The sequence below is a fragment of the Citrobacter sp. RHBSTW-00029 genome, assembly GCF_014104295.1.
Lineage (GTDB): Bacteria > Pseudomonadota > Gammaproteobacteria > Enterobacterales > Enterobacteriaceae > Citrobacter > Citrobacter youngae.
This window is the reverse complement of the sequence record NZ_JABXRT010000001.1, coordinates 3,710,227-3,724,013: the sequence shown is the minus strand read 5'-3', so window position 1 is coordinate 3,724,013 and position 13,787 is coordinate 3,710,227. Positions and strand designations below refer to the sequence as shown.

Here is a 13,787-nt window from a genome sequence, read left to right as displayed (position 1 = left end):
TGGTACTACCCTACACGATTACTGTTCGCTTTCATCAGTATAACGTTTTGCTTTATAAGCCGGGTGCATCAGGTTCTGTGCAGAGAAGATATCGTCCAGTTCTGCCTCGGTCAACAGACCGCGCTCCAGGACAACTTCACGCACGCTCTTACCGGTTTCGGCACAAATTTTACCGACGATATCGCCGTTGTGGTGACCGATGAACGGGTTGAGGTAGGTGACGATACCGATGGAGTTATAAACGAATGCTTCACACACTTCTTTGTTAGCAGTGATGCCGCTAACGCATTTTTCCAGCAGGTTGTAGCAAGCATTGCTCAGAATGTGGATAGATTCGAACATTGCCTGGCCGATAACAGGTTCCATTACGTTCAGCTGCAGCTGACCTGCTTCAGATGCCATGGTAACAGTGACGTCGTTACCGATGACTTTAAAGCACACCTGGTTTACAACTTCTGGAACAACCGGGTTCACTTTTGCTGGCATGATGGAAGAGCCCGCCTGCAGTTCCGGCAGGTTGATCTCATTCAGGCCGGCACGTGGGCCAGAGGAGAGCAAACGCAGGTCGTTACAGATTTTGGACATTTTCACAGCCAGACGTTTCAGTGCACCGTGCACCATAACGTATGCGCCGCAGTCGGAGGTGGCTTCAATCAGGTCTTCTGCAGGAACGCAGGCGAAACCGGTCACTTCAGCCAGTTTTTGCACTGCCAGCGGAGAGTACTCTTTCGGTGTGTTCAGACCCGTACCGATTGCAGTTGCGCCGAGGTTAACCTCCAGCAGCAGCTCAGCGGTACGGCCAATGTTTTTTACTTCTTCTTTCAACAGTACGCTGAAAGCACGGAATTCCTGACCGAGGGTCATCGGTACAGCATCCTGCAGCTGGGTACGACCCATTTTCAGGATGTCCTGGAATTCAACAGCTTTTTGCTCGAAGCCTTCACGCAGTTGGTTCAGAGCATCAATCAGTTTGATGATGGATGCGTAAACAGCGATACGGAAACCGGTCGGGTAAGCGTCGTTGGTAGACTGACATTTGTTGACGTGGTCGTTCGGGTTCAGGTACTGATATTCACCTTTCTGGTGACCCATCAGTTCCAGACCGATATTGGCCAGCACTTCGTTGGTGTTCATGTTGACGGAGGTACCCGCACCACCCTGGTAAACATCTACCGGGAACTGATCCATGCATTTTCCGTTATTCAGGACTTCATCACACGCCGCGATGATGGCATTTGCCACGCTCTTAGGAATAGTTTGCAGCTCTTTGTTGGCCAGTGCCGCTGCCTTTTTAACCATTACCATGCCGCGAACAAATTCAGGAATGTCACTGATTTTGTTGTTGCTAATGTAGAAGTTTTCAATCGCTCTCAGAGTGTGGACACCATAGTAAGCGTCCGCTGGAACTTCCCTGGTACCCAACAAGTCTTCTTCGATACGAATGTTGTTTAACATGTGAACCTTCTTTTTCAAGCTGCCAATGATTTGACTAAACACACAGGATATATGTGATTTCGATTGTTTCCCGACCGACGATTATCCCCTGCATCGGTCTGATACCCGAGATCATATGCTGGTTCAGGATTTCTACCGTAATCTGGATCACTTAAAGCGTGGAATTTACCCCTTATTTATTATTCTGTGAAATAGATCACCCCTTTAGGATTAACACCAAATATTAGTGTACAAGCAGCTTGAAATTTTGCTAATCACCCCAATATTAGAGTGATGCAAGTCACACAATTTTCGAGCAGTTGTTGGTGAAAACGGCTGTTTTCAACAGGAGAACCCTTTGCGCTGGATACCATTACTTGCCATTTTTCTCTACGTTTACATAGAGATATCTATTTTTATCCAGGTTGCCCATGTGCTGGGTGTCCTGATGACCCTGATTTTGGTTATTTTTACCTCGGTTATCGGTATGTCTCTGGTTCGTAACCAGGGGTTTAAGAACTTTTTACTGATGCAACAGAAAATGGCGGCAGGTGAAAGTCCGGCTGCAGAAATGATCAAGAGCGTGTCGCTGATTATCGCCGGCTTGCTGTTGGTGCTACCTGGTTTTTTCACCGATTTCCTCGGTCTTCTTCTTTTATTACCTCCGGTGCAGAAACATTTGACCATGAAGTTGCTGCCACATTTGCGTTTTTCGCGTATGCCAGGTGGTGGATTTAGTGCCGGAACCGGTGGCGGTGAGACCTTCGACGGTGAATTTCAGCGTAAAGACGATGAGCGCAACCGTCTTGATCATAAAGACGACGATCGTCGCGACTGACCCTGCAGGCCCGGTAAGTGCTACCGGGCTTTCTTATTGCTTATTTGGCCTCAGCCATTTTCCGGCTCGGTAAAAACAGCCACAGCCCTGCCAGCATAATCAGCGCATACAGGCTCTTCCAGCCTACCATCGCCAACAGCAGCAGACACAGCAGACCGCCAATAACCGCCAGCGCGCGGTATTGTTCTTTCAGTAATCGACATCCCGCCAGCATGCACAGCAGATAAATCATAATAAAGATGCCGTTAGCGTAGATGATTAACGCGTCGAGATTGATTTGCAGCATATAGATGCACAATGTACTGACGACGCAGCAGCCCAATACGGCGTTTAGCGCATTGCCCGGAAGATGGCGAGGGGATAGACGAGCCAGACAGCTCTCCGGTTTATATTGTGCTTGCGACCACACCAGACGGGCGAAACTTTGGATATAAATGTTCAGGCTGGCAAAGCAGGCCAGATAACCAATGATGCAGGCAACCCACAGGGCGTGAACGCCAAACAGTTGAACGACGATTTCAGGCAGCGATGCCGCCGCCGCCATCTGCTCTCCGTACGCACCAAAATGAAGTACAACGACGGTACATGCCCAGTACACGGAACCGGCCAGTAGCAGACCTATCATCAGCGCGCGCGGGAAATCCCGCTCCGGATTTTTGAATTCAGAGGCCAGGTGTGCGAACGCTTCAAGGCCAACAAAGCACCAGAACATCACCGACAGCGCGGCAAAAAGCCCGGGAAACTCAATTTTGTCGATGGCAGGAAAGGGGATCTCACTCGGTTTCAACTCGCCAGCCCACCAGATGGCGACAATCAGCGCGACGATCAGTCCGGCAATCACCGTTTGCAGGTTTGCGCTGGAGCTGGCACCCCGCGAACCGATGTACCAGACCAATACCAGCGTGCCGAGCTCTGCTAACAGAAGCTGCCAACCATGCCAGCCAAACATTGCCTGGCCGAATCCGGCGGCAATGTGCAATGCCGCAGGTAACCCCACTGGAATTACCGATAAAAAAAGCCACCCGGTAACGCGCTCAAGCCGTGAGCCAAAGGCCATGCCGACAAAATGCGCCACGCCGCCTGCGCTGGGAAAATGGCGACCGAGTACGGCAAAGACAATCGCCACCGGAAAGACTAAAACGATCAGCACCGGCCATGCCCACAGGCTGTTGTTGCCAGCAACCAGCGCGGCAAGTGCGGGGACGGCGAAAACGCCTGTACCTAACAATGATGTCGACAACAGGCCAACGCCTTGAGCCAGTCCCAGCTCTTGTTTTAATCCGCTCATAAGTTGTTATCCGGTTATGCCCATGTACCGGGCTACAGCGCAGATTTTCGATGGTATCACAATCGGATTTGCTTATGACGACGTAGCTGAAATCGTTATGAAATGTGAGGCGTGTCGGTGTTTTGACGGGATTTTCTGCTGATAAAAATTTTTTTTCGCTTGCCCCCTTGAAGGCACAAAAGCCCATCCCCATCTCTCTGGTCACTAGCCGGGATACCGTTTACGGGCCGGCGCCACCCATAACTGATAAAGACTTTCTCAAAGGAGAGCTATCAATGAGTATTCGTCCGTTACATGATCGTGTGATCGTCAAACGTAAAGAAGTTGAATCCAAATCTGCTGGCGGCATCGTACTGACCGGTTCTGCAGCGGGTAAATCAACTCGTGGCGAAATCATCGCTGTCGGTAAGGGCCGCATCCTGGACAACGGTACCGTACAACCGCTGGACGTGAAAGTTGGCGACATCGTCATTTTCAACGATGGCTACGGTGTTAAATCTGAGAAGATCGACAATGAAGAAGTGTTGATCATGTCTGAAAGCGACATCCTGGCGATTGTTGAAGCTTAATCCGCGAACGACACTGAACATACGAATTTAAGGGAAAGAGAAAATGGCAGCTAAAGACGTAAAATTCGGTAACGACGCTCGTGTGAAAATGCTGCGCGGCGTGAACGTACTGGCAGATGCAGTGAAAGTTACCCTCGGTCCAAAAGGCCGTAACGTGGTTCTGGATAAATCTTTCGGTGCACCGACCATCACTAAAGATGGTGTTTCCGTAGCACGTGAAATCGAGCTGGAAGACAAGTTCGAAAACATGGGCGCACAGATGGTAAAAGAAGTTGCCTCTAAAGCGAACGACGCTGCAGGTGACGGTACTACCACTGCAACCGTACTGGCTCAGTCCATCATCACTGAAGGTCTGAAAGCCGTTGCTGCGGGCATGAACCCGATGGATCTGAAACGTGGTATCGACAAAGCTGTCGCTGCTGCGGTTGAAGAACTGAAAACACTGTCCGTACCGTGCTCCGACTCTAAAGCGATTGCTCAGGTTGGTACCATCTCTGCTAACTCCGACGAAACCGTAGGTAAACTGATCGCTGAAGCGATGGACAAAGTCGGTAAAGAAGGCGTGATCACCGTTGAAGACGGTACCGGTCTGCAGGACGAACTGGACGTGGTTGAAGGTATGCAGTTTGACCGTGGCTACCTGTCTCCTTACTTCATCAACAAGCCGGAAACGGGCGCAGTAGAACTGGAAACTCCGTTCATCCTGCTGGCCGATAAGAAAATCTCCAACATCCGTGAAATGCTGCCGGTTCTGGAAGCCGTTGCGAAAGCAGGCAAACCGCTGCTGATCATCGCTGAAGATGTTGAAGGCGAAGCACTGGCTACCCTGGTTGTTAACACCATGCGTGGCATCGTGAAAGTGGCTGCGGTTAAAGCACCTGGCTTCGGCGACCGCCGTAAAGCTATGCTGCAGGATATCGCGACGCTGACCGGCGGTACCGTTATCTCTGAAGAGATCGGTATGGAGCTGGAAAAAGCGACCCTGGAAGATCTGGGTCAGGCAAAACGCGTTGTGATCAACAAAGATACCACCACCATCATCGATGGCGTGGGTGAAGAAGCGGCAATCCAGGGTCGTGTAACCCAGATTCGTCAGCAGATCGAAGAAGCAACTTCCGACTACGACCGTGAAAAACTGCAGGAGCGCGTAGCGAAACTGGCAGGCGGCGTTGCAGTCATCAAAGTGGGTGCTGCTACCGAAGTTGAAATGAAAGAGAAGAAAGCCCGCGTTGAAGATGCCCTGCACGCGACCCGTGCTGCGGTAGAAGAAGGCGTGGTTGCTGGTGGCGGTGTTGCGCTGATCCGTGTAGCGTCCAAACTGAGTGAACTGCGTGGTCAGAACGAAGACCAGAACGTGGGTATCAAAGTTGCGCTGCGCGCAATGGAATCCCCGCTGCGTCAGATCGTGCTGAACTGCGGCGAAGAGCCGTCTGTTGTGGCTAACACCGTGAAAGCGGGTGACGGTAACTACGGTTACAACGCAGCAACTGAAGAATACGGTAACATGATCGACATGGGTATTCTGGATCCGACCAAAGTAACCCGTTCTGCGCTGCAGTACGCGGCTTCTGTTGCGGGTCTGATGATCACCACCGAGTGCATGGTAACCGACCTGCCAAAAGGCGATTCCCCTGATTTAGGTGGCGCTGGCGGTATGGGCGGCATGGGTGGAATGGGCGGCATGATGTAATTGCCCACACCCTGCATCCTTCAGGCTGCAGACGCGTTGGCTGCGTTTGCTAACCCCAGTCACTTACTTGAGTAAGCTCCTGGGGATTAACAAACTGGCCGCCTTCCTGCAACCAGAATGATTTGGGTGCTCATCTCCCAGAATTGAGAAACCCCCGGGCAGAAATGTCCGGGGGTTTTTCTTTTGGTCATCTTTTTAGTATATGATTCAGCTACGGACATAACGTCCAACTAATTGATTATGGGGAATGACATGCACATGAAATATTTAGCAGGGATCGTTGGTGCCGCGCTACTGATGGCGGGTTGTAGCTCCAGCAACGAACTGAGTTCAGCCGGGCAAAGCGTACGCTTTGTCGAAGATAAGCCTGGCGCAGAGTGCCAACTGATAGGCACGGCAACCGGTAAGCAAAGCAACTGGCTTTCTGGCCAGCACGGCGAAGAGGGCGGCTCAATGCGTGGCGCAGCAAACGATCTGCGTAACCAGGCTGCGGCAATGGGCGGTAACGTGATTTATGGCGTCAGCAGCCCATCGCAGGGAATGCTCTCCAGCTTTGTTCCTACCGCTAGTGAGATGATTGGGCAGGTTTATAAGTGCCCTAACTGATTACACTTCATCCTTCAACCAGCCCCTTTGTTGGCTGCGCTGTGAAACCCCAGTCACATAGTTATCTATGCTCCTGGGGATTTTCTTCGCTTGCCGCCGCGATGCAGATTGAATTATTTTGTGTAATAAAGTGGCCTGGACAGGCTCATGCAATCGTAGGCCTGATAAGCGCAGCGCCATCAGGCATTCTGAGTCTTATGCGCAGACTGAACGCGTAAATGATGCAGCGCGCGCAGGCACTGATCCTGATTGAGCTTTTGCGTCTTATCACCCGTCAACGTTCTGACAAACACCTGGCACGGTACACCGGCAAGTTTTTTCAGCCGTGGGCTGAAATCGAGCAGACGGCGAGTAATGGCTTCGGCCTCTTTGCTGCCGGAAAGAGCGCGAGTTTTTACTACCGAACCACAGTACTGGGCTTTTCCTTTATCATCCGTATAGCGGTAAATAATCGCCAGATAATGATTAAACAGGTTATGTTTCCATTCGGGTTGTGTATAAGAATCGTATTCCAGATTGTCGTTTTGCTGGCAATCCACATCGTACAGCGGCAGAAAATCCAGCAGCGATGTAATTCGTAGCGCTAAATCCCGCATGCCAGCATTATTTATTGCATGAATAATTGCATGCGCCAACACCTGAATCTGTAATTCATTAACCAGTAACTCATCTGTTTTCCCGTCATGCAGCGTCAGAGAAAATGCTAAATTCTCCCCTTTATCATCCACTAACGTCAGTGAATTTATGCGACGGTTAATATCCGCATTCTTTAACTCATCTTCCTGAATTAAAGGAATATTTTCGTGCATCTTTTTGCTGGCTTTCTCGCATTCTTTCTCATATTGCACACGCTCGTCTTCGCTTAGTTGATGTTTGGCGTATAGCTTGCTTTCCAGAGCAATAAACAAGTCTCTTAGCCCAAGCGGAGAAAGAAAAAACAGCGACTCTTTATTTCTTGGTTCTTTTATCTTTAATGCCAAAGCAACAAATTCATTCTTCTGACGAATAACGCCGGTATTAATACCTTTAATACTGATAGCCATCAAAGGTTCTCCCTAACCATATATTTATTGATGTTCTGCATTTGAAACTATTGATAAAATTTACGAATGAATGATTTTACAGCGCTAATTAAAATAGCACAGATTAAAAGTGTGGCTCCACTTGTTGGAATTTAAATGATAAGTAATCGTGTCGAGTGTCCGAAATCGGACACTCAATAATGACTATTGTTGGCGTAACTGCAAATCCAACGGCGTTTTACTTGGCTCACCGCCAATTTCGCGCGCCAGTTTTGGGACCATATAGCCTGAAATCAGCGTCAGCAGCTCTCGCATGATTTTCCGTGCCTCATCGTCACTCACCATAAAGTGAGCGGCTCCCTGCACTTTATCCAGTACATGCAGGTAATAGGGCATTACGCCCGCATCAAACAGTGCATTGCTCAGGTTTGCCAGCGTTTGTGCGTTGTCGTTCACGCCACGCAGCAGGACGCTTTGGTTAAGCAATGTGACACCCACTTTACGCAAGCTGGCCATTGCCTGACGAAATGTCTCATCAATTTCGTTCGCGTGATTAATGTGATTGACCAGCAGAATCTGCAGGGAAGAGTGTGCAAAACGCTCGACCAGTCCTTCAGTAATACGCACCGGGATAACAATCGGCAAACGGCTGTGAATTCGCAGACGCTTAATATGCGGGATGGTTTCCAGTTGCGTGAGCAACCAGTCCAGTTCATGGTCTTTGGCCATTAACGGATCGCCACCGGAGAAGATAATCTCATCCAGCTCAGGATGTGCGCTAATGTAGTCCAGGGCGACCTGCCAGTTGCGCTTATTGCCCTGGTTTTCAGCATACGGGAAGTGTCGGCGGAAGCAATAGCGACAATTTACCGCACAACCGCCTTTAACCAACAGCAGCGCCCGGTTGCGATATTTATGCAGCAGACCGGGAACCACGCTGTGCTGTTCTTCCAGTGGATCGGTCGAGTAGCCTGGTGCGGAAACGAACTCTTCCTGAGAAGTAAGTACCTGACGCAAAAGCGGATCGTCTGGATTGCCTTTTTCCATGCGGGCAATAAACGCACGCGGAACGCGCAGGGCGAAAAGCCGTCTCGCATCGCGTCCGGCCAACAGTTTTTCATCTGCGTCTATATTCAAAAGATGCAGAAGTTCATCAGGATCGGTCACAACATCGGCAAGTTGCGATAACCAATCTTCTCTGGATGGGGTATTTAGGGTTACAATATGCGCCATTTTGTGGCTTAGCTACCAGTTAACAATTTTCAGAGGGCCTTATGGCAACGTACTATAGCAACGATTTTCGTGCTGGTCTTAAAATCATGTTGGACGGCGAACCTTATGCGGTTGAAGCCAGCGAATTCGTTAAACCAGGTAAAGGCCAGGCGTTTGCGCGCGTTAAGCTGCGCCGCCTGCTGACCGGTACTCGCGTAGAGAAAACCTTCAAGTCTACCGACTCCGCTGAAGGCGCAGACGTAGCCGACATGAACCTGACTTTCCTGTATAGCGACGGTGAGTTCTGGCACTTTATGAATAACACCACTTTCGAACAGTTGGCTGCTGACGAGAAAGCGGTAGGCGATAACGCTAAATGGCTGCTGGACCAGGCTGAATGCATCGTGACCCTGTGGAACGGTCAGCCGATCTCCGTGACTCCGCCGAACTTCGTTGAGCTGGAAGTCGTTGAAACCGACCCAGGTCTGAAAGGTGACACTGCAGGTACTGGTGGTAAACCAGCGACGCTGTCCACCGGTGCAGTGGTTAAAGTTCCGCTGTTCGTACAGATCGGCGAAGTCATCAAAGTGGATACCCGCTCTGGCGAATACGTATCCCGCGTGAAGTAATATTCTTCATCTTTCAGGCTGCATCAGGCGGCCTGAATGATTTTGCGTATTTCTAAGATGTGGGTGCAGATTGCTGCGCCATACTTTTCCAGGGCAGGAATGATGAAACGTCTTCTCGGTCTTGTAATGCTTATCCTTTTCACCAGCACCCTCCTGGCGGGCTGTAATACGGCGCGCGGCTTCGGTGAAGATATCAAACATCTCGGTAATTCAATTTCTCACGCTGCCAGCTAGTCCCCTCATGTTGTCTTAAAAACGGTCGTTTATCCGTCACCCCCCCGGATCTTGTCTATTATTAAGTAGCTATACACAAACAATATTGGCTAAAAAAGGAAGACGTTATGGTTAAGAAGACAATTGCTGCGATCTTTTCTGTGTTGGTACTTTCTTCCGTATTAACGGCGTGTAATACGACGCGAGGCGTAGGTCAGGATATTTCTGAGGGCGGTAGTGCCATTTCTGGTGCAGCGACAAAGGCTCAGCAATAGCTATGAACGGTACGACGCACCGTCGTACCGTTAATTCATCTTCTCAGGTAGAGAGAGAAACGGTGAAAAGCGGTTCCCCAGGTGCAGCTTCATACGGATATTTCGCTTATAGGTGTATACCGTCTTACCATGAATGCAGAGCGCGGCGGCTATTGCATTGTTATCAACGCCATCCATCCACAACGACAGTACCTTCTCTTCCTGTGGTGTAAGCAGCGGTGTGGCATTTTTAGGTGTATCCAATACGGGGCGGATCTGTAGTGCATTCTGGATCGTGCGCGAAAGATCATGCAACGCGATGTGTTTGGACAATGTCGAGTGAACGGCAGAGTGAGGGGGATCGATTGGGTTATGCGATCGGTCGCCTGATTGTAGTAAAATCAGCGGGATGGCGCCGCAGCTCATAAAAAATGGTGCGATGGGGGGGCTGGAGTGAATATCGCTGAGAAAACTACATAAATCTGCGATTACCAGATGTGGCTTCCACTGCAAAATATGCTCTTTAGCCAACATCAGATTATTAATCCCTGACACCAGAAATGAAGAGTTGAACATACCAGAATGATTAAGCAAGGCCTCTATCCCTGTGCGGGTGAAGTGGCACCGGTCAATCACTAAAATTTTAAGCATAAACCTTTCGCATTCAGAAGAGGATCAAATGGCTTTCTGAGTTCAGAAAGCTCTTCATCATAGAGAAGTCCAATGTGAGCCAAATGCGGGAACTACGCCTCTAATTGGGCTTAATTCTTGCTTTAAGTAAGCAATGAATAAAAAGGTTGAAATTCATTTTCTCCCGGGCAAAAATGCCATTTCATACATCCGCTTTGCAGGACGACCTGCAAACGCATCTTTCAACCGGGGACGGCCCCATTGTGTACTGGAGCCAGTCATGTCCTGGATCGTTTTACTTATCGCGGGCCTGCTTGAAGTTGTCTGGGCTATTGGTCTGAAATATACCCACGGTTTTACCCGTTTAACGCCAAGTATTATCACCATTGCGGCGATGATCGTCAGTATCGCTATGCTTTCCTGGGCGATGAGAACGCTACCGGTTGGTACGGCTTATGCCGTCTGGACCGGGATTGGCGCGGTAGGGGCGGCCATTACCGGCATTCTGCTACTGGGTGAATCAGCCAGTCCGGCACGTCTGCTCAGCCTGGGGTTGATTATTGCCGGCATTATTGGCCTGAAGCTCAGCACCCACTAAGCGCCGGGTTGTTTTACCCAAATCAACTTGTTCACTTCAAACCCCTCCCGGGTCGCGACTGCCAGCATCTGCTGTTTCATCTCATCTGAAATCGTTGGGGTACGAGAGAGGATCCACAGATAGTCGCGATCCGGGCCGCAGACCAGCGCGTGACGATATTCCCTATCGAGCGCAATCACGTTATACCCGCCATAGAAAGGGCCGAAGAACGAGACCTTGAGCGCAGCGCGGTTTGGATCGCCGGTGAAATAGGCTTTACCCTCGGTTTTCTGCCACATTTCCCTGTCTGGGTTATAGCCCTTGTTGATCACATTGATGCCGCCGTCGTCGCGCAGGCTGTAGGTTGCGGTCACTTTTTCCAGTCCACGCTCGAATCGATGGTCGAAACGTGCAATTTCATACCAGGTGCCCAGATAGCGTTTGGCATCAAAGTTATTCACCACGGTAACGCCTTTCGGCGGTGTAGGGGAACTGCAAGCAACAACCAGAAATGCAGCCGTAACTGCAGCAACGACGGGCAGAATGCGCATAGTGTTTTCCTTGCTGTTTTTTGTTAAGTGTAGATGACAGCAGGAAAAAAAGATCAAGAATGGAGGCCCGATTTACCGGACCTCTTTGTCAGTTATTGCAACTTTTCCAGGATGCGCCAGGCGGCCTCTACGCGAGCCGGGTTAGGGTAGCTTTTGTTTGCCAGCATCACGATGCCAAGATTTTTTTCTGGCACGAAGGCAACGTAACTGCCAAATCCGCCAGTAGACCCTGTTTTATGCACCCATGAGGCTTTCACGACTGGGGCTGGCGGATTTACCTCAACGGCGGGCAGCGCTGCCAGCGCCACTTTGCTGTCGCTACCGCTGATTATCGAGTCGGCTTTCACTGGCCAGTTAAGCATTTCCCAGCCTAAGCCCTGGTACATCTCACCAATGCGCCAGTAACGTGACTGTGCGAGCCCGATGCCCTGCTGCAGGGTTTTCTCCTGCACGTGGCTGGCGTCCATATTGGCCTGAACCCAGCGAGCCATATCCATAATGCTGGATTTCACACCATACGCTTCGGCATCAAGCTGGCCTGGCGAAACATGTACGGGCTTGCCATCGCGATAGCCCCAGGCATAATCTCGTTGCTCGTTCTGCGGAACGGTAATCCAGGTGTGAGTGAGTTTTAATGGCTGCAGGACGCGTCTGATCATCGCCCCTTCGTAGCTCATTCCAGAGGGTTTCACCGCCAGTACGCCAAACAGACCAATGCTGGAGTTAGCATAGAGACGTTTAGCGCCCGGGGCCCACTGGGGTTGCCAGTTTTGATAAAAGCGCAGCAATGCAGTTTTATTCGTCACCTCGTCGGGGATCTGAAGCGGCAGGCCACCCGCCGTATAGGTGGCTAAGTGCAGCAGACTAATGTTCTGCCACTGTTTGCCTGTGAGTTCCGGCCAGTACCGGGTGACCGGATCGCTGAGTTTGATTTCGCCGCGGGCGATCGCATCGCCGCCCAGCACGCCATTGAAGGTCTTACTGACTGAACCGAGTTCGAACAGTGTGTTCTGTGTAATCGGACGATTATTGGCGATATCAGCTTTACCCCAGGTAAAGTAATACGGTTTTCCCTGGTAGATAACGGCCACGGCCATACCCGGAATAGCCTGTTCCTTCATCAGCGGTGTGATGGTGCGGTTAACGATATCGGCAATCTGTTGTTCTGTTTTTGCGGCGGCAAACGTTGAGAAAGAGGCTGTCAGCAGTAGTGCGCAGCATAACGATTTTTTCATCATGAAATCATTTCCGTAATAAAAAGCGAAAGGGTGTCCGGGCCCGTCAGACGCAATCAGTGTGTTTGATTTGCACCGTGTTGACAAACGGTTAAATTTAGCAGCAGATATAAGTTTTTCTAACAGGTTAGATGATGACGCGTAGCTATATCCCACTTAATTCTCTGCGGGCTTTTGAAGCGGCCGCCAGGCATCTCAGCTTTACCCGCGCAGCAATTGAGCTTAACGTGACGCATTCTGCCATCAGCCAGCATGTGAAAGCGTTGGAACAACAGCTGAATTGTCAGCTCTTTATTCGCGTTTCACGGGGCCTGATGCTCACGACAGAAGGTGAGAGTCTGTTACCTGTACTTAATGACTCTTTCGATCGTATGGCGGCGATGTTAGACCGCTTTGCCGGTAACCAGTCTCAGGAAAAACTGAAAATTGGTGTGGTGGGCACTTTTGCGGTGGGTTGCCTTTTCCCACTTCTACACGATTTTAAACGGTGTTATCCGTATATCGATTTACAGCTTTCCACGCATAATAACCGTGTTGATCCTGCTGCAGAGGGGCTGGATTATACCATTCGCTACGGAGGGGGAGCCTGGCACGATACTGATGCGCAATATTTATGTAGCGCGCTGATGTCTCCGCTTTGTTCACCCGAGCTGGCCTCTCAGATTCAGACTCCTGCAGATATCCTGAAATTTCCGCTATTACGATCGTATCGTCGTGATGAATGGGCGCTGTGGATGCAGGCCGCTGGAGAAGCGCCGCCGTCACCGACGCACAACGTGGTGGTGTTTGACTCGTCGGTCACCATGCTGGAAGCCGCGCAGGCGGGGATTGGTGTGGCAATCGCCCCGGTCAGAATGTTCACGCATTTACTCAGTAGTGAGCGTATCGTACAGCCGTTTTTAACGCAGATTGATCTGGGGAGTTACTGGATAACGCGTTTGCAATCTCGCCCGGAGACACCTGCGATGCGCGAGTTTTCTCGTTGGCTGATCGGGGTATTGCACAAATAAAAAGGCCCGCCAGTGGCGGGCCTAATAGG

General features: G+C 50.4%; 16 protein-coding genes. 9 read left to right on the top strand and 7 right to left on the bottom strand.

Features of this window, described 5'->3' with window-relative positions:
* Positions 1–18: 18 nt before the first annotated feature.
* Positions 19–1,455 carry an aspartate ammonia-lyase gene (gene aspA / locus HV041_RS18085; protein ID WP_048212919.1) on the bottom strand — a complete coding sequence of 479 codons (1,437 nt, stop codon included), beginning with the start codon at positions 1,453–1,455 and terminating at the stop codon, positions 19–21.
* Positions 1,456–1,792: 337 nt separating this feature from the next.
* Between aspA and HV041_RS18080 the strand changes: the two genes are divergently transcribed.
* Entirely contained in the window at positions 1,793–2,272 is a 480-nt protein-coding gene (locus tag HV041_RS18080; RefSeq protein WP_048212918.1) for an FxsA family protein, read from the top strand.
* A 40-nt stretch (positions 2,273–2,312) separates the two neighbouring features.
* On the opposite strand, the gene yjeH is transcribed toward HV041_RS18080, so the two are convergent.
* The gene (gene yjeH, locus HV041_RS18075) at positions 2,313–3,560 is read right to left on the bottom strand and encodes an L-methionine/branched-chain amino acid transporter (protein WP_121585363.1); all 1,248 of its coding nucleotides are present in this window, start codon (positions 3,558–3,560) and stop codon (positions 2,313–2,315) included.
* Positions 3,561–3,835: 275 nt separating this feature from the next.
* On the opposite strand from yjeH, the gene HV041_RS18070 reads away from it, so the two are divergent.
* The 3 genes from HV041_RS18070 to HV041_RS18060 all read left to right on the top strand — a co-directional run bounded on the left by HV041_RS18070 (position 3,836) and on the right by HV041_RS18060 (position 6,425).
* Positions 3,836–4,129 carry a co-chaperone GroES gene (locus tag HV041_RS18070; RefSeq protein WP_000027827.1) on the top strand — a complete coding sequence of 98 codons (294 nt, stop codon included), beginning with the start codon at positions 3,836–3,838 and terminating at the stop codon, positions 4,127–4,129.
* Positions 4,130–4,172: 43 nt separating this feature from the next.
* Positions 4,173–5,819: a chaperonin GroEL gene (groL, locus tag HV041_RS18065; protein ID WP_121585364.1), complete on the top strand. Its 1,647-nt coding sequence runs from the start codon at positions 4,173–4,175 to the stop codon at positions 5,817–5,819.
* A 252-nt stretch (positions 5,820–6,071) separates the two neighbouring features.
* Complete coding sequence (locus HV041_RS18060; RefSeq protein ID WP_121585365.1) at positions 6,072–6,425, top strand: DUF4156 domain-containing protein; 354 nt, start codon at positions 6,072–6,074, stop codon at positions 6,423–6,425.
* Between the two features lie 179 nt (positions 6,426–6,604).
* Here HV041_RS18060 and yjeJ read toward each other — a convergent pair whose 3' ends face one another.
* Entirely contained in the window at positions 6,605–7,468 is an 864-nt protein-coding gene (yjeJ, locus tag HV041_RS18055; RefSeq protein WP_121585366.1) for a YjeJ family protein, read from the bottom strand.
* A 183-nt stretch (positions 7,469–7,651) separates the two neighbouring features.
* Positions 7,652–8,680, bottom strand: a complete 1,029-nt coding sequence (gene epmB, locus HV041_RS18050; protein WP_182294253.1) for an EF-P beta-lysylation protein EpmB — start codon at positions 8,678–8,680, stop codon at positions 7,652–7,654.
* A gap of 41 nt (positions 8,681–8,721) precedes the next feature.
* On the opposite strand from epmB, the gene efp reads away from it, so the two are divergent.
* The 3 genes from efp to ecnB all read left to right on the top strand — a co-directional run bounded on the left by efp (position 8,722) and on the right by ecnB (position 9,776).
* The gene (gene efp, locus HV041_RS18045) at positions 8,722–9,288 is read left to right on the top strand and encodes an elongation factor P (RefSeq protein ID WP_003025478.1); all 567 of its coding nucleotides are present in this window, start codon (positions 8,722–8,724) and stop codon (positions 9,286–9,288) included.
* A gap of 99 nt (positions 9,289–9,387) precedes the next feature.
* Positions 9,388–9,522: a lipoprotein antitoxin entericidin A gene (ecnA, locus tag HV041_RS18040; protein WP_040232999.1), complete on the top strand. Its 135-nt coding sequence runs from the start codon at positions 9,388–9,390 to the stop codon at positions 9,520–9,522.
* Between the two features lie 107 nt (positions 9,523–9,629).
* Positions 9,630–9,776, top strand: coding sequence for a lipoprotein toxin entericidin B (gene ecnB / locus HV041_RS18035; protein ID WP_003025482.1), 147 nt, complete (start codon positions 9,630–9,632; stop codon positions 9,774–9,776).
* 30 nt (positions 9,777–9,806) lie between these two features.
* On the opposite strand, the gene HV041_RS18030 is transcribed toward ecnB, so the two are convergent.
* Positions 9,807–10,406, bottom strand: a complete 600-nt coding sequence (locus tag HV041_RS18030) for a LuxR C-terminal-related transcriptional regulator (RefSeq protein WP_048212914.1) — start codon at positions 10,404–10,406, stop codon at positions 9,807–9,809.
* A gap of 259 nt (positions 10,407–10,665) precedes the next feature.
* Between HV041_RS18030 and sugE the strand changes: the two genes are divergently transcribed.
* Positions 10,666–10,983 carry a quaternary ammonium compound efflux SMR transporter SugE gene (gene sugE / locus HV041_RS18025; protein ID WP_048212913.1) on the top strand — a complete coding sequence of 106 codons (318 nt, stop codon included), beginning with the start codon at positions 10,666–10,668 and terminating at the stop codon, positions 10,981–10,983.
* On the opposite strand, the gene HV041_RS18020 is transcribed toward sugE, so the two are convergent.
* Both HV041_RS18020 and blaCMY read right to left on the bottom strand, forming a co-directional pair.
* On the bottom strand, positions 10,980–11,513 hold the full coding sequence (locus HV041_RS18020) for a lipocalin family protein (RefSeq protein WP_005122149.1): 534 nt from the start codon (positions 11,511–11,513) through the stop codon (positions 10,980–10,982). The genes sugE and HV041_RS18020 overlap by 4 nt on opposite strands.
* 92 nt (positions 11,514–11,605) lie before the next feature.
* Positions 11,606–12,751: a CMY-2 family class C beta-lactamase gene (gene blaCMY, locus HV041_RS18015; RefSeq protein WP_121585367.1), complete on the bottom strand. Its 1,146-nt coding sequence runs from the start codon at positions 12,749–12,751 to the stop codon at positions 11,606–11,608.
* 131 nt (positions 12,752–12,882) lie between these two features.
* Here blaCMY and ampR point away from each other — a divergent pair, with 131 nt between their 5' ends.
* Positions 12,883–13,758 carry a LysR family transcriptional regulator AmpR gene (gene ampR, locus HV041_RS18010; RefSeq protein WP_101743239.1) on the top strand — a complete coding sequence of 292 codons (876 nt, stop codon included), beginning with the start codon at positions 12,883–12,885 and terminating at the stop codon, positions 13,756–13,758.
* Positions 13,759–13,787: the final 29 nt, after the last annotated feature.

What these genes read in the sequence shown, in the direction of transcription:
- aspA (WP_048212919.1), bottom strand. Translation starts at nt 1,455, where the DNA reads ATGTTAAACAACATTCGTATCGAAGAAGACTTGTTGGGTACCAGGGAA.
- yjeH (WP_121585363.1), bottom strand. Translation starts at nt 3,560, where the DNA reads ATGAGCGGATTAAAACAAGAGCTGGGACTGGCTCAAGGCGTTGGCCTG.
- HV041_RS18070 (WP_000027827.1), top strand. Translation starts at nt 3,836, where the DNA reads ATGAGTATTCGTCCGTTACATGATCGTGTGATCGTCAAACGTAAAGAA.
- groL (WP_121585364.1), top strand. Translation starts at nt 4,173, where the DNA reads ATGGCAGCTAAAGACGTAAAATTCGGTAACGACGCTCGTGTGAAAATG.
- HV041_RS18060 (WP_121585365.1), top strand. Translation starts at nt 6,072, where the DNA reads ATGCACATGAAATATTTAGCAGGGATCGTTGGTGCCGCGCTACTGATG.
- yjeJ (WP_121585366.1), bottom strand. Translation starts at nt 7,468, where the DNA reads ATGGCTATCAGTATTAAAGGTATTAATACCGGCGTTATTCGTCAGAAG.
- epmB (WP_182294253.1), bottom strand. Translation starts at nt 8,680, where the DNA reads ATGGCGCATATTGTAACCCTAAATACCCCATCCAGAGAAGATTGGTTA.
- efp (WP_003025478.1), top strand. Translation starts at nt 8,722, where the DNA reads ATGGCAACGTACTATAGCAACGATTTTCGTGCTGGTCTTAAAATCATG.
- ecnA (WP_040232999.1), top strand. Translation starts at nt 9,388, where the DNA reads ATGATGAAACGTCTTCTCGGTCTTGTAATGCTTATCCTTTTCACCAGC.
- ecnB (WP_003025482.1), top strand. Translation starts at nt 9,630, where the DNA reads ATGGTTAAGAAGACAATTGCTGCGATCTTTTCTGTGTTGGTACTTTCT.
- HV041_RS18030 (WP_048212914.1), bottom strand. Translation starts at nt 10,406, where the DNA reads ATGCTTAAAATTTTAGTGATTGACCGGTGCCACTTCACCCGCACAGGG.
- sugE (WP_048212913.1), top strand. Translation starts at nt 10,666, where the DNA reads ATGTCCTGGATCGTTTTACTTATCGCGGGCCTGCTTGAAGTTGTCTGG.
- HV041_RS18020 (WP_005122149.1), bottom strand. Translation starts at nt 11,513, where the DNA reads ATGCGCATTCTGCCCGTCGTTGCTGCAGTTACGGCTGCATTTCTGGTT.
- blaCMY (WP_121585367.1), bottom strand. Translation starts at nt 12,751, where the DNA reads ATGATGAAAAAATCGTTATGCTGCGCACTACTGCTGACAGCCTCTTTC.
- ampR (WP_101743239.1), top strand. Translation starts at nt 12,883, where the DNA reads ATGACGCGTAGCTATATCCCACTTAATTCTCTGCGGGCTTTTGAAGCG.